Source organism: Streptomyces sp. RGM 3693, assembly GCF_050471125.1.
GTDB lineage: Bacteria > Actinomycetota > Actinomycetes > Streptomycetales > Streptomycetaceae > Streptomyces.
Genome location: NZ_JBMPPQ010000003.1, coordinates 942,165 through 961,143, shown reverse-complemented (window position 1 = coordinate 961,143; position 18,979 = coordinate 942,165). Strand labels below are relative to the sequence as shown.

The 18,979-nt window shown below is 67.8% G+C and carries 11 protein-coding genes and 3 pseudogenes; 7 read left to right on the top strand and 7 right to left on the bottom strand.

What is annotated here, in order from left to right:
* Positions 1 to 2: 2 nt before the first annotated feature.
* The 3 genes from ACO0M4_RS32675 to ACO0M4_RS32665 all read left to right on the top strand — a co-directional run bounded on the left by ACO0M4_RS32675 (position 3) and on the right by ACO0M4_RS32665 (position 6,828).
* Positions 3 to 4,043 carry an amino acid adenylation domain-containing protein gene (locus ACO0M4_RS32675; RefSeq protein WP_430374684.1) on the top strand — a complete coding sequence of 1,347 codons (4,041 nt, stop codon included), beginning with the start codon at positions 3 to 5 and terminating at the stop codon, positions 4,041 to 4,043.
* Positions 4,040 to 5,308, top strand: a complete 1,269-nt coding sequence (gene ccrA / locus ACO0M4_RS32670; RefSeq protein WP_430374683.1) for a crotonyl-CoA carboxylase/reductase — start codon at positions 4,040 to 4,042, stop codon at positions 5,306 to 5,308. Before ACO0M4_RS32675 ends, ccrA begins: the two co-directional genes overlap by 4 nt.
* 173 nt (positions 5,309 to 5,481) lie before the next feature.
* Positions 5,482 to 6,828 carry a DegT/DnrJ/EryC1/StrS family aminotransferase gene (locus ACO0M4_RS32665; RefSeq protein ID WP_430374682.1) on the top strand — a complete coding sequence of 449 codons (1,347 nt, stop codon included), beginning with the start codon at positions 5,482 to 5,484 and terminating at the stop codon, positions 6,826 to 6,828.
* A gap of 22 nt (positions 6,829 to 6,850) precedes the next feature.
* Here the strand turns inward: ACO0M4_RS32665 and ACO0M4_RS32660 are convergent, their stop codons facing one another.
* Positions 6,851 to 7,843 carry a LuxR C-terminal-related transcriptional regulator gene (locus ACO0M4_RS32660; protein WP_430374681.1) on the bottom strand — a complete coding sequence of 331 codons (993 nt, stop codon included), beginning with the start codon at positions 7,841 to 7,843 and terminating at the stop codon, positions 6,851 to 6,853.
* A gap of 439 nt (positions 7,844 to 8,282) precedes the next feature.
* Here ACO0M4_RS32660 and ACO0M4_RS32655 point away from each other — a divergent pair.
* The 3 genes and pseudogenes from ACO0M4_RS32655 to ACO0M4_RS32645 all read left to right on the top strand — a co-directional run.
* Positions 8,283 to 8,945, top strand: a pseudogene (locus ACO0M4_RS32655) (ABC transporter transmembrane domain-containing protein); the annotation flags it as partial.
* Positions 8,946 to 8,979: 34 nt separating this feature from the next.
* Positions 8,980 to 10,103, top strand: a pseudogene (locus ACO0M4_RS32650) (ABC transporter ATP-binding protein); the annotation flags it as partial.
* Positions 10,104 to 10,119: 16 nt separating this feature from the next.
* Positions 10,120 to 10,791 carry a response regulator transcription factor gene (locus tag ACO0M4_RS32645; protein WP_430374680.1) on the top strand — a complete coding sequence of 224 codons (672 nt, stop codon included), beginning with the start codon at positions 10,120 to 10,122 and terminating at the stop codon, positions 10,789 to 10,791.
* Between the two features lie 494 nt (positions 10,792 to 11,285).
* Here the strand turns inward: ACO0M4_RS32645 and ACO0M4_RS32640 are convergent, their stop codons facing one another.
* Positions 11,286 to 12,035, bottom strand: a complete 750-nt coding sequence (locus tag ACO0M4_RS32640; protein ID WP_430374679.1) for a VC0807 family protein — start codon at positions 12,033 to 12,035, stop codon at positions 11,286 to 11,288.
* 469 nt (positions 12,036 to 12,504) lie between these two features.
* Here ACO0M4_RS32640 and ACO0M4_RS32635 point away from each other — a divergent pair, with 469 nt between their 5' ends.
* Entirely contained in the window at positions 12,505 to 12,975 is a 471-nt protein-coding gene (locus ACO0M4_RS32635; protein ID WP_430374678.1) for an N-acetyltransferase family protein, read from the top strand.
* Positions 12,976 to 12,978: 3 nt separating this feature from the next.
* Here ACO0M4_RS32635 and ACO0M4_RS32630 read toward each other — a convergent pair.
* The 5 genes and pseudogenes from ACO0M4_RS32630 to ACO0M4_RS32610 form a co-directional block, all read right to left on the bottom strand.
* A pseudogene (locus ACO0M4_RS32630) lies at positions 12,979 to 13,848 on the bottom strand (IS630 family transposase); the annotation flags it as partial.
* A gap of 105 nt (positions 13,849 to 13,953) precedes the next feature.
* Positions 13,954 to 15,300 carry an IS630 family transposase gene (locus ACO0M4_RS32625; protein ID WP_430369505.1) on the bottom strand — a complete coding sequence of 449 codons (1,347 nt, stop codon included), beginning with the start codon at positions 15,298 to 15,300 and terminating at the stop codon, positions 13,954 to 13,956.
* 73 nt (positions 15,301 to 15,373) lie between these two features.
* Positions 15,374 to 16,720: an IS630 family transposase gene (locus ACO0M4_RS32620; RefSeq protein WP_430369505.1), complete on the bottom strand. Its 1,347-nt coding sequence runs from the start codon at positions 16,718 to 16,720 to the stop codon at positions 15,374 to 15,376.
* Positions 16,721 to 16,793: 73 nt separating this feature from the next.
* Positions 16,794 to 18,140: an IS630 family transposase gene (locus ACO0M4_RS32615; protein WP_430374677.1), complete on the bottom strand. Its 1,347-nt coding sequence runs from the start codon at positions 18,138 to 18,140 to the stop codon at positions 16,794 to 16,796.
* Between the two features lie 320 nt (positions 18,141 to 18,460).
* Entirely contained in the window at positions 18,461 to 18,805 is a 345-nt protein-coding gene (locus ACO0M4_RS32610) for a hypothetical protein (RefSeq protein ID WP_430374676.1), read from the bottom strand.
* Between the last annotated feature and the right edge of the window lie 174 nt (positions 18,806 to 18,979).

Below are 18,979 nucleotides of genomic sequence, written 5' to 3'. Positions count from 1 at the left end.
TCATGCAGTCCAAGTCCCCGTCCAAGTCGCAGTCCCAGATCGAGGACATCCTGCCGCTGTCTCCGTTGCAGGAAGGGCTGCTCTTCCACGCCCTCTACGACACCGACAACAACACCCCCGACGTCTACGCCGTACAGCTCGAACTCACCCTCGAAGGCGAACTCAACACCAACGCCCTAAAAAACGCCGCCCAAACCCTCATCAACCGCCACCCCAACCTCCGCGCCGCCTTCCGCACCCGCGGCACCGACAACCCCATCCAAATCATCCCCCGCCACGTCACCATCCCCTTCACCGAACACAACCTCACCCACCTCACCCCCACCCACGCACACACCCAACTCACCCACATCATCAACACCGACCGCACCACCCGCTTCAACCCCACCACACCCCCCCTCATCCGCATCACCCTCACCCACCTCACCCCCACCACCCACCACCTCCTCATCTCCAACCACCACATCCTCCTCGACGGATGGTCCATACCCCTCGCCATCCGCGAACTGTTCACCCTCTACCAAACCAACGGAAACGACACCCACCTCCCCACCCCCACCCCCTACCGCAACTACCTCACCTGGCTCACCCACCAAAACCCCCACACCGCCACCACCACCTGGCACAACCACCTCAACGGACTCACCCAACCCACCCTCCTCACACCCCACACCACCCACCACACCCCCACACCACCCCACTCCCACCACACCACCCTCCCCACCCACACCACCCACACCCTCCGCACCCAACTCCGCACCCACGGACTCACCCTCAACACCGCCATCCAAACCGCCTGGACCCTCCTCCTCACCCACTACACCGGCAACAACGACATCGTCTTCGGCACCACCGTCTCCGGCCGCCCACCCGAAATCCCCGGCATCGAAGACATGATCGGCCTCTTCATCAACACCATCCCCACCCGCGCCACCACCCACCCCAACGACACCCTCCTCACCCTCATGCACCGCCTGCAAAACCAACAGGCCACCCTCCTCGACCACCACCACACCAGCCTCACCACCATCACCAACCAAACCCCCCACCCCCAACTCTTCGACACCACACTCGTCTTCGAGAACTACCCCACCCAGCCGGACACGCTCGCGCAGGTACAGAGCGGCGGGCTCAAGGTGACGGGAAGCGATGGGAACGACGGCGTGCACTATCCGCTGAACTTCGTCGCCGCCCACAACCCCACCGACGACACCCTCCGCCTCCGCCTCATCTACAACCCCCACGCCTACGACGAAGCCACCGCACACCGCATCACCGACCACCTCACCCACCTCCTCACCACCATCGCCCACCACCCCGAACAGCCCCTCACCCACACCACCCCCCTCACCCCCGAAGAACAGCTGACCCTCACCACGACCTGGAACACCCGCCAGGACCGCAGGCCCGGTGCGGACGCCACCATCCACCGGCGCTTCGCCGAGATCGCCGAACGACGGGCGGACGAGCCGGCCTACCTCTCCACACGCGGCGACCTCACGTTCGGGGAGATCGACGAGCGCGCGAACCGCCTCGCCCATCTGCTGCTGGGGCTCAGGGGAACCGCCGCCGGGCAGGCCGCCGAGCGTCCCGTCGCGATCCTCATGGACCGCTCCGCCGAGCTGCTCGTGTCCATGCTCGCCGTCCTCAAGACGGGCGCGCCGTACCTCTTGCTCGATGCCCGCTCACCGGTCGTCCGTCTGTCCGCCGTCCTCGCGGAGAGCGGTGCCGAGCTGCTCCTCACCGCCCCGCTCGTGGAGGACATAGGCTGGCGCGCGGACCTCGCCCCGGGCGTCCGGCAGTTGGAGTTCGCCCGGCTCGACCTCGACGCCGAGCCCGCCACCGCGCCCGATCTAGGGGTCCGTCCGGACCAGCTGGCGTACGTCATGTACACCTCGGGCTCCACGGGTGTTCCCAAGGGCGCGGCGCTGACGCACCGCAACGTGCTGCGCCTGGTCGAAGCGGACCCGTACGAGCCCGCCCCCGGACGTGGCGACCGCATGCTGTTCCACTCGCCGCACGCCTGGGACGCGTCCACCTGGGAGCTGTGGACGGCGCTGCTGCGCGGGCACCAGGTGGTCGAGGCCCCACCCGGCCGGCTCGGTGTCCAGGACATCGCCCGCCTGCTCACCGACCACGGCATCACCCGCATGTGGTTGACCGCCGGCCTGTTCAGGCTCATGGCGGACGAGCACCCGCGCGCCTTCGCCGGTATGCGGGAGGTGTGCACCGGCGGCGACGTGGTACCGGCCACGGCAGTCCGCAAGGTCCTCGACGCCTGCCCCGAATTGGTCGTGGTCGACGGTTACGGGCCGACCGAGGCCACCGTCTTCACCACGCACCACCGGATGCGGGCCACGGACACTGTCCCCGACAACGTGCCCATCGGCGGCCCGATCCCCAACATGCGCACCTATGTGCTGGACACCGCCCTGCGCCCCGTCCCGATCGGCGTGACCGGCGAGCTGTACATCGGCGGCGAGCAGGTCGGCCGCGGCTATGCGAACCGGCCGGACCTGACCGCCGAGCGCTTCGTTGCCAACCCGTACGGGCCGGCCGGGACGCGCATGTACCGGACCGGAGACCTGGTGCGCTGGCGCGCCGACGGCACGCTGGAGTTCGTGGCCCGGTCGGACGCCCAGGTCAAGCTGCGCGGCTTCCGCATCGAACCGGCCGAGATCGAGGCGGCGCTCGCCTCCCACCCCGCGGTCGGCCACCACGCCGTCGTGGTTCGGGAGGACCGTCCCGGGGACAAGCGGCTCGTCGCCTACGTGACCCGGGCCGACGGTCGTGGCACTCCGGACGGGGACCGCGGCGAGGAGAACGAGGCGCTCGGCACGGCGCTGCGCTCCCACCTGCAACAGAGCCTGCCCGAGTACATGGTGCCGTCGGCCTACGTGGTGCTGAACGCGCTTCCGCTCACCACCAACGGCAAGCTCGACCGCGAGGCGCTCCCCGCCCCCGTACGGGCGGAGGCGGTGCGCACCGCCCCGCGGACCGCGCAGGAGGAGACGCTCTGCCAGGTGTTCGCGGACGTGTTGGGTGTGGAGCGTGTCGGCATCCACGACAACTTCTTCGAGCTCGGCGGCCACTCGCTGCTGGCGGCGCGGCTGGCCGGCCACGTGCGCACCGCCTTCGGCATCGACCTGCCGCTGCGCACGTTGTACGCGGCCCCGACCCCCGCCGCGCTCGCCGGGGTGCTGGGCGAGGGAGCCGTAGCCCGGGACTTCGCGTTCCGCACCGTCCTCCCGCTGCGGGAGACCGGCAGCCGCACCCCGCTGTTCTGCGTGCACGCGGCCGGCGGGCTGGCCTGGCGGTACGCCGAGTTCCTCCAGCATCTTCCGAAGGAGCAGCCGGTTTACGGGATCCAGGCATCCGGCCTCATCGCGGACGGGCTGCCCGAGTCGATCGAGGAGATGGCCGCCGCGTACCTGCGGGCGGTCCGCGAGATCCAGCCGGAGGGCCCGTACCGGCTGCTCGGCTGGTCCTTCGGTGGACTCGTGGTACAGGAGATGGCCGTGCAGCTCGCGGAGCACGGGCAGGAGACCGAACTGCTGGTGGTCCTCGACTCGTTCCCCGCGGTCGACGAGGAGCGTGCCGAACTGCCGGACCGGCAGGACGTCGTCCGCAGCCTGTTCGAGGTGATCGGCATCGACCCGGACGACGGCGTGAGGCCCGACGGGGACGGTGCGCGGGACGTCCTGCGCGACACCGACAGCACCTTCGGCCGGCTGCTCGGCGACCACCTGGAGGCGCTCGTGGAGATCACTCGCAACAACGTCGGCCTCCGGCAGGGCTTCCGCCCCCGCCGCCGCGAAGGTCCCATGACCCTTGTGCTGGCCGAGCACCAGGACACGTCCGCCGACGATCTGGTCCCGCTCTGGGACCCGTACTGCGCGGGCCCGGTCGACGTCATGCACGTCGCCTGCCCCCACGCGCGGATGATGGACCCCGGTCCCGCCGCCGACATCGCCGGCTCCATCGCCAAGATCCTCGAAACCCTCGACGAGACGCCGGTGGCGTCGGAAGGCACGGAACGATGAAGGACCTCTACGACATCGGTGAGCTGCCGCTCCTGGGCGAGGTGCCCAGCCACATGCACGCGGCGCTGATCAGGCCCGAACGCTACGGGGAGCCCTCGCGGGCGATCGCGACGGAGGTCGTCCCCGTGCCCGAGGTCGCACCGGGCAAGGTGCTCGTCCTGGTGATGGCCGCGGGTGTGAACTACAACAACGTGTGGGCGTCGCTCGGCAGCCCCGTGGACGTCGTCGCGGCCCGCCGCAAGGCCGGCCACCCGGAGGACTTCCACATCGGCGGGTCCGACGGCTCCGGCATCGTCTGGGCGGTGGGCGAGGGCGTCAAGCAGGTCAAGGTGGGCGACCAGGTGGTCATCGCGCCCGTCGTCTGGGACGAGACCGCCGCGGACATCCGTCTCGGCGCCGACCCGATGACTTCGACCAGCGCCCTGGCGATGGGCTACGAGTCCAACTATGGATCCTTCGCCCAGTTCACGCTGCTGGACGAGTACCAGTGCCACCCCAAGCCCGCGCGGCTGACGTGGGAGGAGGCGGGCTGCTTCATGCTCACGGCGGCGACCGTCTACCGCCAGCTGCGGGGCTGGGCGCCGCACACCGTGGAACCGGGCGACCCCGTCCTCATCTGGGGCGGGGCCGGCGGACTCGGTTCCATGGCCATCCAGATCGTCCGGCAGTTCGGCGGCACCCCGGTGGCGGTGGTGTCCGACGAGGACAAGGCCGAGCACTGTCTCCGCCTCGGAGCCCGCGGCGTGATCAACAGGAAGGAGTTCGGCCACTGGGGCCGGATTCCCCCCGCCGACGATCCCGTCGCGTACGCGGAGTGGATGAACGGCATGCGCGCGTTCGGCAGGGCCTTCTGGGACGTGCTGGGGGAACGCCGGTCGCCGCGGATCGTCCTGGAGCACCCCGGTGAGGACACCATCCCCACCTCCATCTACCTCTGCGACAACGCCGGCATGGTCGTCACGTGCGGCGGCACCAGCGGCTACCGGGGCGACGTGGACCTGCGCTTCCTGTGGATGCGGCAGAAGCGGTTCCAGGGGTCTCACGGCGCGAACACCGCCCAGTTCCGCGCCGTGGCCGAACTCGCCGCCCAGGGCGGGCTGGACCCTTGCATGTCGCTCGCCGTGCCCTTCTCCGGGATCGCCGACGTGCACCAGCTCATGTACGAGAACCAGCACCCCTCCGGGAACATCGCCGTACTCGTTGGCACCCCGGAGCCGGGCCGACGCGATGTGCCCCGGCCGGCGCGGGCGCGCGCATCCGGCTGATCCCCTCCGTGTACACGCATCCCCGCACACCGCGGAACGACCCAGGAAGCGACCAGACAGTGCCCACGACTCCCACGTCCACGACTCCCACGTCCACGACTCCCACGTCCACGACTCCCACGTCCGGGACTCCCGCGACGAAGCCTTCGACACCGGCAGGCGGCAAGCTGGCCATGTTCGGCGGATCCCGCACCGTCCCGCGCACCGCCCGCATCGCGAAGTGGCCGGTGGTGACCGAGGAGGACGAGCTGGCGGTGAGCCGCGTCCTCGCCTCCGGCCGGTTCACCCTCGCCGCCCACGGCGAGGAGGAGATACCCGCCCTGGAACAGGAGTGGGCCGCGGAGGCCGGCACCCGGCACTGCGTGGCGGTCGCCAACGGAACGGCCGCCCTGAGCCTGGCGCTGGCGGCCGTCGGCATCGAGCCCGGGGACGAGGTGATCGTCCCGGCGCTCAGCTTCGTGGCCACCGCCGCGGCGCCCATGCACCTGCTGGCGGTCCCCGTGTTCGTCGACGTCGATCCGGACACCTTCAACATGACCCCGGCCGCGGTGGAGGCCGCGATCACCCCCCGTACCCGTGCCGTCGTCGTCGTCCACCTGCACGGCCTGCCCGCGGACATGGACGAGATCAACGCCATCGCCCGCAAGCACGGCCTCGCTGTCGTGGAGGACGCGGCGCAGGCCCACGGCGCCCACTACCGGGACCGTCCGGCGGGCGGGCTCGGCATCGTTGGCGCCTTCAGCCTCAACGTGAGCAAGAACCTGGCCACGTGCGGAGAGGGTGGCCTGGTCACCACCGATGACGAGGGTCTGGCCAGGAAGGTCGCGGCGCTGCGCCAGTTCGGCGAGCTGTCGGGCGCGGACACCCCGCGCACGTACATCTCCCACGTGCTCGGCTGGAACAACAAGCCCAACGCGATCCAGGCCGCGTTCACCCGCAGTCAGCTGCGCCGGTTCCCCACCGACCGCCGGCGGCGCGAGCAGAACATCCGGCCCTTCCTGGACCGGGTGGCGTCCCTGCCCGGGTTCCTCGCCCCGCACCATTCCGCGGACCGCACCCATGCCTGGCACATCCTGCGCTTCCGCGTGGTCCCCGCCGCATTCGGCCTGGAGGACCGGTACGCCGGGCCGTTGCGGGCGGTGGTGCAGCGGGCGCTGCGCGCGGAAGGGGTACCGGCCGCCCCCTACCAGTCCCTGCCGCTGCCTGCCCAGCACATGTTCCGTGCCGACAGCGGGTTCGACGCCTGGCCATGGAAGCTGGCCGGCACCCGGCCGCAGCCGGGTGGGCCCGACGCGTTCCCGGCGGTGTTCCGGGTGATCGAGGACTCCTTCGCCATTCAGAAGGCCCATCTGCATCCGGACGCCGGCCCGCTGCTCGCCCACTACGCGGACGCCTTCGAGAAGGTCTGGCAGCACCGGGACGGCCTCGCGCGGCTCGCCACGACCCTGCCGTACACCCATCCGTGGGAGGAGGCGTCCACCGCCGGCGTGGCCGAATGGGAGAGCGCCTTCCCCTCCTGAACCGGCGGCGGACCGCTGTCCGCTACCGGACCCAGCCGCGCGCGGTGGCCAGTACCCCGGCCTGGAACCGGCTCTTGGCGCCGAGCTGGGCCGCCAGCTTCGCCGTGATCCGGCGGCTGGTGCGCACGGACACGCCTAACTTGCGGGCGATGGTGTCGTCGGTGTGCCCGTCGGCCAGCAGATGGAGGATCGCCGCCTCCTGGGGCGTGAGCTCCTTCTCCTGCTCCGTTGCCGGGGCCGCGGCTTCGACCGGCGTCGCGGCCTTCCAGACCCGCTCGAACAGGTCGCACAGGGCACTGACCACACCGGTGCTGTGCAGCAGCAGTGCACCTGCCTGGGTCGTCTCCGGGTCCAACGGCACGATGGCCGTGCGGCGGTCGTAGATCACCATGCGGGGCGGCAGGACGGCGGCGGTGCGGACTTCGGCACCGGAGTCCACCAGCCAGCGTGCGTAGTCCAGGGTGGGACGGTCGTTGACGATGCTCTCGAGGTAAACCGTGCGCATCCGCACATTGCGGCCGAGCACCCTGCTGTCGAGGGGGCGGCTGGCCTCCATGTTCGCCGCGGTCTGGGCCCCGGACGGAACGAAGCCCATGATCTCCGAGGAGCACTTGGCGGCGAGGGCCTCGATCTTGAACCGGATGCTGTCGATGTTGGTGAGCCGCTCGACGTCGGGGTCCTGCCGGCCCTGCTTGGTGTGCTGGAACTCGGCGATCACCTCCTCCAGCGCGGCCCGGCTGGCGGAGATGCGCTTCTGCTGCCGCAGCAGGTCCGCTTCCTGACGGGCCAGCAGCGACGCGAGTCCGACCTCGGGGTCGACCGCCCGCACTTCGCCCGGGGCCTCCCAGGAAGGCCGGATCAGCAGCAGCCGGCCTAGCTCGTCCAGGCAGTCGTGGATCTCCTGCGGGTCTAGGCGGAGCCGGTCCGCGAGCTGCTCGACATCGGCCCCCGGGGCCTTGAGTATCTCCCAGTAGACGGCTTCCGCCTTGCTTTCCAAGCCCAGTTCCGCAAACACGTTTACATCCCCCTTGTGATCCACTCCTGGCAACCCGGTTGGCTAGGTCCAACGACGAACCCGGCACCGTCTTCTGATAAACCAGCAGTTGATCAAGTTCAACCCGATAAACCCGCCACTTCAACCCGATAAACCCGCCACCGCCAAACGACGACGTTCGCGGGCTAGGGGGGACTGGCAGCTTGCTGTCCGGGCGAGGTCCTGACACGGCAGCTCATGGCCATGGCGGGCCGCGCCGACAAGACTTCCCGTATCGCGGGGAGCAACCGAGGACCCGGTCCCGGAATACCGCTGCCCCTGAATCGAATTTCGGACTTTCTTGACCACGGATGGGGAGCATGGGCACGTCTGGGAACCTTCGGCTTTCGTCCGCCGCGCAGTTCGGGAACCGTCCCGTGCCGGCTGGGCGTCCGGGCGTCGGCGGAGCGGGATCCGGCCGGTGATCCCGTTCCTGTGGCGCACCGTGCGCCCGTTCCCCGTGGCGCTGGCGTTACTGATCGTCCTGCAGATCGCGGCGGCGGCCGCCGGCCTCCTCCTGCCGTACCTCAACGCGCGGATCATCGACCGCGGAGTGATGGCCGGATCCAGCGGTCACGTCCTCGGTCTGGCGCTGGCCATGCTCGGGCTGGCCGCGCTCGAGGTCGTGCTGGCCGTCGGAGGCGTCTACGCGGGTGCGCGGGTTGCCCTGGCAGCCGCCCGCGACCTGCGCGTTTCGGCGTTCGAGCGGGTGCAGGAGCTGTCCTGCCAGGAGTTCGCCGGCTTCGGCGCGCCGTCCCTGCTGGCGCGGACCACGAACGACGTCTATCAGGTCCAGCGGGTGCTGACGATGGCCCTCGCGTACATGGCGACGGCTCCGGCGACCTGGATCGGCGGCGTGGCCATGGCGGTCCGCCACGATGCGCAGCTCTCCGTGATCGTACTGGCGGTGGCCACCGTGCTCGGCTCGCTGACGACGGTGGTCATCCGCCGGATGCGCCCCCATTCCCAGGCATTGCGGCGAGGTGTGGACGCCGTGAACCGCGTGGTGCGGGAGCAGCTCGGCGGTATCCGCGTGATCCGGGCCTTCGCCAAGGACCCCCAGGAACAGAAACAATTCGGCCAATCGAATGCCGTCCTCGCCGACACCACCCTCGGGCTCGCGCGTCGGAGCCGGGGCTCAGCCCTACTTCGTCCGGCAGTGGGCCTCCACGGGCGCGGTCACCGTGCACGCCGAGGAGACGTACAGCAGCCATCTGCTCGTGAAGGCCCTCGGCCGGGAGCGGCAGTCGGCGCGGGAGTTCGCGGAATGAGCTACGTGCTGGTCGCGGTCGCTGGGGCGGTACAAGTGGCCTCCGGCTCGCTGTCGATCGGCCAAGTGCAGGCGTTCATCGAGTACTCCGGCCAGTTCTCCGCCCCGCTGTCGCATCTGGCGGGGATGGCCAACATGGTGCAATCCGGCGTCGCTTCCGCCGAGCGGGTCTTCGAACTCCTGGACGCGGAGGAACAGATCCCGGACCCCCGTCCGGCGGCCACGCTGACGCGGCCCGCCCGGGGCCGCGTCTCGTTCGAGAAGGTCTCCTTCCGCTACGCGGCGGACCGGCCCTTGATCGAGAATCTGTCACTGACGGCCGAGCCCGGCCTCATGAGCAGGCTCACGAGTGTGGTCTTGCTTCTACGAGGTGACCCGTGGCCGGATCACTCTGGACGGTGCAGACATCACCGAGCTGCCCAGGGACCAGCTGCGTTCCGCGATCGGAATGGTCCTGCAGGACACCTGGCTCTTCGGGGGCACCATCGCCGAGAACATCGCCTACGGTCCCCCGCGCCCCGACATCACCCGCGCCGACGTCGAGCGGGCCGCGCGCGTCGCCCAGGCGGACCGCCTCATCCGCACCCTGCCCCTCGGCTACGACACCGCGATCGATGAGAGGGCAGTGGGCTGAGCGCGGGCGAGCGGCAGCTGATCACCATTGCCCGGGCGTTCCTGTCCGACCCGGTGGTCCTCGTCATGGACGAAGCCACCAGCTCGGTCGACGGCCGCATCGAACTCCTCGTTCAGCAGGCCATGGGCCGTCTGGCCGTCGGCCGTACCCGCTTCGTCATCGCCCACCGGCTCTCTACCGTCCGCCACGCCGACACGATCCTCGTCATGTCGGACGGTTCGATCGCCGAACAGGGCACGCACAACGAACTGCTCGCCGCCGGAGGGACGTACGCCGCACTCCACCGCGCCCGGTTCACGCCGGACCGCTCCCGCTCCGCCACACCCAGAACCACCTGACGAAAAGATCGCCGCCATGCTGAGTCGCATTCTTGTCTGCGAAGAACTGCCGCTGATGAGAGAGGGGTTGCACACGCTCCTGGACGCGTTGCCCGACATCGACGTGCTCGCCTCCACGCAGAGCCAGATGGAGACGCTCCAACTGGCCCGGACGCGCAGGCCCGACGTGGTCCTGATCGGCGTGTCCGAGGTGGCGGCCGCCGTACGCCTCGTGCGCCGCCTCGGCGACGAGGCCCGCCCCCCGTGCACGGTGCCCGGGTCGGTGGTCTTCCACGCCCGGGGCGACGACCAGGGCGTGGCCGAACTGCTGAGGGCCGGCACCAGGGGCCTGCTGAACCGGGACGCCACCAGCGCGGAAGTGATCGCCGCCACCCGCGCCGTGGCGCGCGGACGGATCGCGGTGGGCCCGGACGTCGTCGACAGCCTCGTCGAGTGGTTCCGGGACGGCGGCGCCGCACCCGGCCTCGACCCCGGCCCGGAGGCCGGGTCGCTGACCGGGCGGGAGCGGCAGGTGCTCTCCCTTGTCGGCCAGGGGCTTTCGGTCGACGACATCGCCGAGGAGCTGTACATCGGCGAGAGCACGGTACGCACCCACCTGCACCGCATCCGCCACAAGGTCGGCCTTCGGGACCGGGCCCAGCTCGTCGCCTTCGCCTACCGCACGGGCCTCGTGCGCCATGTGGTCTGACGGCCGCCGCGGAATGGTCCATGACCCCGGTGAGCCGTCCGGCCGTCCGCCGAGCGAGCGCCGGTCGGGGCCGCAACGTCAGGGGCCCGGTCGGCGGGCCGCACGCGTCCGCACCCGAGGTCGTGGACCGTTCCGTCGCCGACTTGGTGCGTAGCCGACGCAGACTGCTGATCGGATCTGGACCACGATTGGCGGCGTGTAACGGGGGCAAGTTCGCGTGGGCCGCGGGTCTGAAGGCCAGTCCCTGACGAGCGACGAGCGACGAGCGACAGCGACGTGCGGCTTGCTCGGCGCACCGTGTGTGCTGTGGCCCGAATGCCGGGCCGTGCCAGGCGCCTACTCAGCAAACCCAGTCGTTCGGTCTGCTGTCTCAGCGGACCTCCGGCCAAGTGGCAAGTAAGCCGTGCCTGAACGGTGTTGATCGCGGCGTTGGGATGCAGGCGGCATCGGTGCAGTGGTCCGCAGCGGCAGACCGGGCACAGTGGTACGCGTACTCATCGTGTGGCCTCGTTCAGCGCCGAGGCGGCGTGCTGGCGGGCATGGGGGCGCGGGCCGATGACGCCTTCGGCGGCCAGTCGATCGTGGACCTCGTCGACGAGCCCGTGCAGCACCTTGATCTGGGACTTGGTGAACAGCAGCACGGCGACGATCAGTACGATGCCAGGCAGTTGGGACAGCAGGAACGACTCGTTGAACTTGTCGACGTCGAAGCTGTAGACGACGATCACGCGCAGCACGGCGTCGACCAGTGCGGCGAGTCCGAACGCCGCCGTCACCATGCGCTCACGAGCGCGGAACGGCTGGGAGCGTTCCCACGCCTGCTCATAGGCGATGGTGCGGTCGGGGTCGCCGTCGGTGGCCATTGGGGTGGCCGCCACATAGACCAAGGGCCGCCCGGCAACACAGGTAAGGAGCAGGTAGACGGCGGCGAGCAGGGTGTAGAAGGACGGTTTGGCCGCGACCAGGCGCGGGTCGTCGGATATGAACAGCAAGACTACGGTCAGCGCCATTTCGAGGACGACGAGCAGGCCGATGACGTCGAGTTTGCGCCGCTGAATGGTGTGGATCAGCGTCCACACGCCACCCGCCGCGCCGGCGAGGGTCAGCGCCCAGACCTGGCTGAAGCCGGCCAGTTGGTGCAGGACGTAGAAGCCCGCGATGGGGATGACCAGGTCGAGCACCATCGGGGCGAGGGCTCGGAACTTCCGTGCTGGGTGCGGTGACTTGGATGCCTGGGTGTTCATGCAATGGCTCCCGTGATGAGCTTTCCAGTGTGAGGCTGCGACATATCCGCAGTGCGCGACTGTTGCATAGAATTATCATGGAAACGTGCTGGTCAAAGACGTGCGAGCGCGAGAGCGACGTTCCGTGGCCGAGCCGCTCCCGCGCCGGAGGCCGCCGTCCCGGCGCACTGTGCGGGTTGCCTGGGACAGTCAGCGTCCCGCCCTCACAAGCCACTTCCTACGGCAGTCAGGCACTACGTCCACGACCGGACGCCACATCACGCGCAGCGGCCCCTCGTCTCGTGCAGTGCAGTCTGCCCAGTTCAGCGACCTCCGAGCGACCGATCGACATGTACCGCAAAGACGTTGCACTTCGCGATGGACTGGCCCAAGTGCCGTAGCAAGCAACGTTTGCCCTGTTGGTGATGTGCCGTGACCCCTGACCAGGGGCGACACCTCTCCGGCGTCGGCGGTATGGGAGGCTGGGCCAGTGCCTGTAACTCTCCGCCCCCTGGACGCCCGACACTTCTCTGCCTGGCTGGAGCGCAGTCGAGCCGAGTACGCCAAGGATCTCGTTGCTTTGGGGCAAACGTCCGAGGACGCCTACCGGCATGCGGACGAGACCATGGCTCGCTCCTTTCCGTCCGGGACACCGACCCCGGAGCACGTGGTCTTCGACGTGGTCGACGATGCCGGGGTAACCGTCGGTTACCTCTGGATCGGACCGGACACGAGTGACGACGCCGGCGCCTGGTGGATCTGGGACATCGTGATCGACGCCGACAAGCGTGGTCGGGGCCTCGGACGTATAGCCATGCTCCTCGGCGAGGAATACGCCCGGGCGCAGGGCGCTCATACCCTGGGTCTGAGCGTTTTTGGGTTCAACACAGGCGCGCGTGGCCTTTACGAGTCGCTCGGCTACGAGACGACCTCGGTGAAGATGCTCAAGAGACTCGACTGAGTCTCAGGCGACGTTGGCCCTGTCGACGACGGAGCGCAGGCGCCGGCCGTCGACGTAGCGGTTTCGCCAGACGATGTAGCGGCGGACCATGCTGCCTTGTTCCTTGTGGCTGGCGTGGTCGGTGCCGTCGAGGGTGAAGTAGCGCAGGGCGGTGAACTGGGCTTCGATGCGGTTGAGCCAGGAGCTGTTGGTCGGGGTGTAGGCGATCTCGACGTTGTTCGCTGCGGCCCAGGTGCCGACTCGCTGGCACTTCTTCGTGGTCAGGTGCGGGGAGAAGTTGTCACAGACGATCGCGATACGGACCCCGGACGGGTAGAGGGTTCGCAGGTAGCGGCAGAACTCCAGGAACTGGGTGCGCTTCTTGACCGGCTTGATGTGGCCGTAGAGCTTGTCCTTGGCCAGGTCCAGGGCGGCGAACAGGTGCCGTACTCCGCCGTAGCGGTTGTAGGTCGCCCATCGCCTGCGGCGTGGTTCACGGTCAAGGTCCTTGTGTTTGCCCCCGTGTTCGGCCCACTGGCGGCCCGGGTGGGGCATCAAGTTGAGCGGTCCGAACTCGTCCATGCAGAGGACGACTTCGGGCTCGTCCGCCTCGGGTATGACCTCGCCGTCGGCGATGGTATAGAGGTGTTCGACGCGGGCCTTCTTGGCCGCGTAGTCGGGGTCGCGGGAGGTCTTCCAGGTCTTCAGGCGTTGAAAGGAGACGCCTTCCTCGCGGAGCAGGATGCGCAGGCCCTCGTGGCTGATGTCGTCGACCACCCCCTCGGCGACCAGGAAGTCCGCCAGCTTGGTCAGGCCCCAAGTCGAGAATGGCAGGTCGTGTTCGGTCGGCTTGGACTTCGCGATCTTCTTGATCTCGCGCCGCTCGGACAGGGTGACGGCCACGCGCCGCCCGGCACAGCACCGGGACGGCGCGTCACATCACAACAGGGCAAACGTTGCTTGCTACGGCACTAGTGCGATGCGCCAGAAATCCCGAGCTTAAGTTTCTTGTTGGTTGTTGGTGTCTGGAGGAGTGATCCTGGTGAGGTAGTCGGCGAGGGATTTGAGGATCTCGTCGGCGGTTTTGGTCCACTTGAAGGATCTGGGGTTCTCGTTCCAGGTGTCGATCCAGGCCCTGATGTCGGCTTCAAGGGCTTTGACGGAGGTGTGGACGCCGCGGCGGATGAGCTTGTCGGTCAGCAGTGCAAACCAGCGCTCAACCTGGTTGATCCAGGAGGAACCGGTCGGGGTGAAGTGGATATGGAAGCGCGGATGCCTTCCCAACCATGCCTTGATCTCGGGGGTGTTGTGGGTTGCGTAGTTGTCACATACGAGGTGCACGTCGAGTCCGGCGGGGACCGCCTTGTCTATCGTGATCAGGAACTTCTTGAACTCAATGGCCCGGTGACGGCGGTGGAGTTCGCCAATGATGGTGCCGTCGGCGATGTTGAACGCGGCGAACAGGCTGGTAATGCCGTGCCGCAGGTAGTCGTGTGTGCGGCGTTCGGGCATCCCAGGCATCATCGGCAGGACCGGCTGGGACCGGTCCAGTGCCTGAATCTGGGCCTTCTCGTCCACGCATAACACCACGGCTTTCTCGGGCGGGTTGTGATACAGGCCGACGACATCGACGACCTTCGCGACGAACTGCGGGTCGGTGGAGAGCTTGAAGGAGTCCTGCAGGTGAGGTTTGAGGTCGAACCTCTTCCAGATCCGACCGATGGTGGACTTTGACAGTCCGGTGTGGGCGGCCATGGAGGCACGTGACCAGTGCGTGTCCTTGCCTGGCGTGGACTCCAGGGTCGCCACGACGACGTCTTCGACCTGGTCGAGCAGGATCGACGGTGGCCGGCCCACCCTGGGCTCATCGACCAGCCCGTCCAGCCGATGGGCGATAAAGCGGGCTCGCCATCGGTTCACCGTCTGGTGGCCGACGCCGAGTTCGGCAGCGACCTGCTTGTTGGTCCCGCCCTCCGCACACCGCAGCACGATCTTCGCCCGCAGAGCCAGGAATTGAGCGGTCTTCGCCCGCCGCGACCAGCGCGTCAGCTGGGCCCGCTCGGCCTCGCTGAGCACCAACTCCGCCTTGCGTCGACCTGGCCGCGACTCATCTGCAAGTCCTGCCATCCGCTGGGCGGCAAACCGTGAACGCCACTTCCTCACGGTGTCTGTGGTGACCTTGAACTTTGCTGCTACGCGCGCATTGGGCATCCCGTCCGCACAGGCAAGGACGATGCGCGCTCGTTCAGCAAGACGCGGCACGACCGCTCCGCCCGCCCAACGCAGCAACTCCGCGCGTTCCCTACCGGACAGCGCAACTTCGACAGCACGAGGTCCTCGAGACATAAAAACAGGCTACATACTTAAGCTCAGGATTTCTGGCGCATCGCACTAGTGCGATGCGCCAGAAATCCCGAGCTTAAGTTTCTTGTTGGTTGTTGGTGTCTGGAGGAGTGATCCTGGTGAGGTAGTCGGCGAGGGATTTGAGGATCTCGTCGGCGGTTTTGGTCCACTTGAAGGATCTGGGGTTCTCGTTCCAGGTGTCGATCCAGGCCCTGATGTCGGCTTCAAGGGCTTTGACGGAGGTGTGGACGCCGCGGCGGATGAGCTTGTCGGTCAGCAGTGCAAACCAGCGCTCAACCTGGTTGATCCAGGAGGAACCGGTCGGGGTGAAGTGGATATGGAAGCGCGGATGCCTTCCCAACCATGCCTTGATCTCGGGGGTGTTGTGGGTTGCGTAGTTGTCACATACGAGGTGCACGTCGAGTCCGGCGGGGACCGCCTTGTCTATCGTGATCAGGAACTTCTTGAACTCAATGGCCCGGTGACGGCGGTGGAGTTCGCCAATGATGGTGCCGTCGGCGATGTTGAACGCGGCGAAGAGGCTGGTAATGCCGTGCCGCAGGTAGTCGTGTGTGCGGCGTTCGGGCATCCCAGGCATCATCGGCAGGACCGGCTGGGACCGGTCCAGTGCCTGAATCTGGGCCTTCTCGTCCACGCATAACACCACGGCTTTCTCGGGCGGGTTGTGATACAGGCCGACGACATCGACGACCTTCGCGACGAACTGCGGGTCGGTGGAGAGCTTGAAGGAGTCCTGCAGGTGAGGTTTGAGGTCGAACCTCTTCCAGATCCGACCGATGGTGGACTTTGACAGTCCGGTGTGGGCGGCCATGGAGGCACGTGACCAGTGCGTGTCCTTGCCTGGCGTGGACTCCAGGGTCGCCACGACGACGTCTTCGACCTGGTCGAGCAGGATCGACGGTGGCCGGCCCACCCTGGGCTCATCGACCAGCCCGTCCAGCCGATGGGCGATAAAGCGGGCTCGCCATCGGTTCACCGTCTGGTGGCCGACGCCGAGTTCGGCAGCGACCTGCTTGTTGGTCCCGCCCTCCGCACACCGCAGCACGATCTTCGCCCGCAGAGCCAGGAATTGAGCGGTCTTCGCCCGCCGCGACCAGCGCGTCAGCTGGGCCCGCTCGGCCTCGCTGAGCACCAACTCCGCCTTGCGTCGACCTGGCCGCGACTCATCTGCAAGTCCTGCCATCCGCTGGGCGGCAAACCGTGAACGCCACTTCCTCACGGTGTCTGTGGTGACCTTGAACTTTGCTGCTACGCGCGCATTGGGCATCCCGTCCGCACAGGCAAGGACGATGCGCGCTCGTTCAGCAAGACGCGGCACGACCGCTCCGCCCGCCCAACGCAGCAACTCCGCGCGTTCCCTACCGGACAGCGCAACTTCGACAGCACGAGGTCCTCGAGACATAAAAACAGGCTACAGACTTAAGCTCAGGATTTCTGGCGCATCGCACTAGTGCGATGCGCCAGAAATCCCGAGCTTAAGTTTCTTGTTGGTTGTTGGTGTCTGGAGGAGTGATCCTGGTGAGGTAGTCGGCGAGGGATTTGAGGATCTCGTCGGCGGTTTTGGTCCACTTGAAGGATCTGGGGTTCTCGTTCCAGGTGTCGATCCAGGCCCTGATGTCGGCTTCAAGGGCTTTGACGGAGGTGTGGACGCCGCGGCGGATGAGCTTGTCGGTCAGCAGTGCAAACCAGCGCTCAACCTGGTTGATCCAGGAGGAACCGGTCGGGGTGAAGTGGATATGGAAGCGCGGATGCCTTCCCAACCATGCCTTGATCTGGGGGGTGTTGTGGGTTGCGTAGTTGTCACATACGAGGTGCACGTCGAGTCCGGCGGGGACCGCCTTGTCTATCGTGATCAGGAACTTTTTGAACTCAATGGCCCGGTGACGGCGGTGGAGTTCGCCAATGATGGTGCCGTCGGCGATGTTGAACGCGGCGAACAGGCTGGTAATGCCGTGCCGCAGGTAGTCGTGTGTGCGGCGTTCGGGCATCCCAGGCATCATCGGCAGGACCGGCTGGGACCGGTCCAGTGCCTGAATCTGGGCCTTCTCGTCCACGCATAACACCACGGCTTTCTCGGGCGGGTTGTGATACAGGCCGACGACATCGACGACCTTCGCGACGAACTGCGGGTCGGTGGAGAGCTTGAAGGAGTCCTGCAGGTGAGGTTTGAGGTCGAACCTCTTCCAGATCCGACCGATGGTGGACTTTGACAGTCCGGTGTGGGCGGCCATGGAGGCACGTGACCAGTGCGTGTCCTTGCCTGGCGTGGACTCCAGGGTCGCCACGACGACGTCTTCGACCTGGTCGAGCAGGATCGACGGTGGCCGGCCCACCCTGGGCTCATCGACCAGCCCGTCCAGCCGATGGGCGATAAAGCGGGCTCGCCATCGGTTCACCGTCTGGTGGCCGACGCCGAGTTCGGCAGCGACCCGCTTGTTGGTCCCGCCCTCCGCACACCGCAGCACGATCTTCGCCCGCAGAGCCAGGAACTGAGCAGTCTTCGCCCGCCGCGACCAGCGCGTCAGCTGGGCCCGCTCGGCCTCGCTGAGCACCAACTCCGCCTTGCGCCGACCTGGCCGCGACTCATCTGCAAGTCCTGCCATCCGCTGGGCGGCAAACCGCGAACGCCACTTCCTCACGGTGTCTGTGGTGACCTTGAACTTTGCTGCTACGCGCGCATTGGGCATCCCGTCCGCACAGGCAAGGACGATGCGCGCTCGTTCAGCAAGACGCGGCACGACCGCTCCGCCCGCCCAACGCAGCAACTCCGCGCGTTCCCTACCGGACAGCGCAACTTCGACAGCACGAGGTCCTCGAGACATAAAAACAGGCTACAGACTTAAGCTCGGGATTTCTGGCGCATCGCACTAGCGGTATTGCGCGCTGCTCAACTCCCGGCGCCTGACCGGGGTTCGCCGCACGAGGCGACCTGCTGTCTCATCAGGGTGAGCACCTTGGTGCGCCGCCCTGCCGGGAGCGTGACGAGGACCGGCCGTCTGTGGGCCAGGCAGGTTGCCCGCCCCGTCCGCCCATCACGCCCCGGAAGCGCGGCGGCCGGTGTGTGTCGAGGCAGGTGAGCAACCACCCTTCGGTCCGCTGCTTCAGTTCGATGTCGTACGCCCTGACCAGCTCGACGTCGGCCTCATCGATCACCCGGTGACCGAGCACGTCGGCGCGCCAGCAACCCCTCGCGCGGCCCGGCAGGGCGTCTGTCTCGCAGGAGAAGGACTTCTATCAGGTTGACTGGCCGATGGGTCGCACGGCCGTGCCGGCGCCGCATCGCGTACGGGGTTCCGGCCAGCCGGTCCAGGCGCTGGCACCCGACCTGGAAGCCGGTCATCGCCCCACGCAGGTGGGAGGGGATCGCCGAGGCCCCGACGATCACGTGGAACAGGGTGCGCCACTGCGCGCCCGGAGCCATCAGCAGCACCGAGCCGATGTTCAGCGAGATGCCCCAGGCCACGAACAGGGATCTCTTGAGGGCCACTAGTGCCGGAATCCGCCCATATGCGGCGTTGGTGGCGGTATCGCGGCGGGCGGCCGCGGTCGGTTCCCTCGTGTGGCGATCCCCATAGACGCCTGCTTGATTGCGTGATCTTGCAACTGTCGTGGAGCCCAATGCGTCCCACCGGTCAACGACACATCAGCCGGATGAGCCGAC

Coding starts and splice junctions, on each gene's coding strand:
- ACO0M4_RS32675 (WP_430374684.1), top strand. CDS start 3: ATGCAGTCCAAGTCCCCGTCCAAGTCGCAGTCCCAGATCGAGGACATC.
- ccrA (WP_430374683.1), top strand. CDS start 4,040: ATGAAGGACCTCTACGACATCGGTGAGCTGCCGCTCCTGGGCGAGGTG.
- ACO0M4_RS32665 (WP_430374682.1), top strand. CDS start 5,482: ATGTTCGGCGGATCCCGCACCGTCCCGCGCACCGCCCGCATCGCGAAG.
- ACO0M4_RS32645 (WP_430374680.1), top strand. CDS start 10,120: ATGCTGAGTCGCATTCTTGTCTGCGAAGAACTGCCGCTGATGAGAGAG.
- ACO0M4_RS32640 (WP_430374679.1), bottom strand. CDS start 12,035: ATGAACACCCAGGCATCCAAGTCACCGCACCCAGCACGGAAGTTCCGA.
- ACO0M4_RS32625 (WP_430369505.1), bottom strand. CDS start 15,300: ATGTCTCGAGGACCTCGTGCTGTCGAAGTTGCGCTGTCCGGTAGGGAA.
- ACO0M4_RS32620 (WP_430369505.1), bottom strand. CDS start 16,720: ATGTCTCGAGGACCTCGTGCTGTCGAAGTTGCGCTGTCCGGTAGGGAA.
- ACO0M4_RS32615 (WP_430374677.1), bottom strand. CDS start 18,140: ATGTCTCGAGGACCTCGTGCTGTCGAAGTTGCGCTGTCCGGTAGGGAA.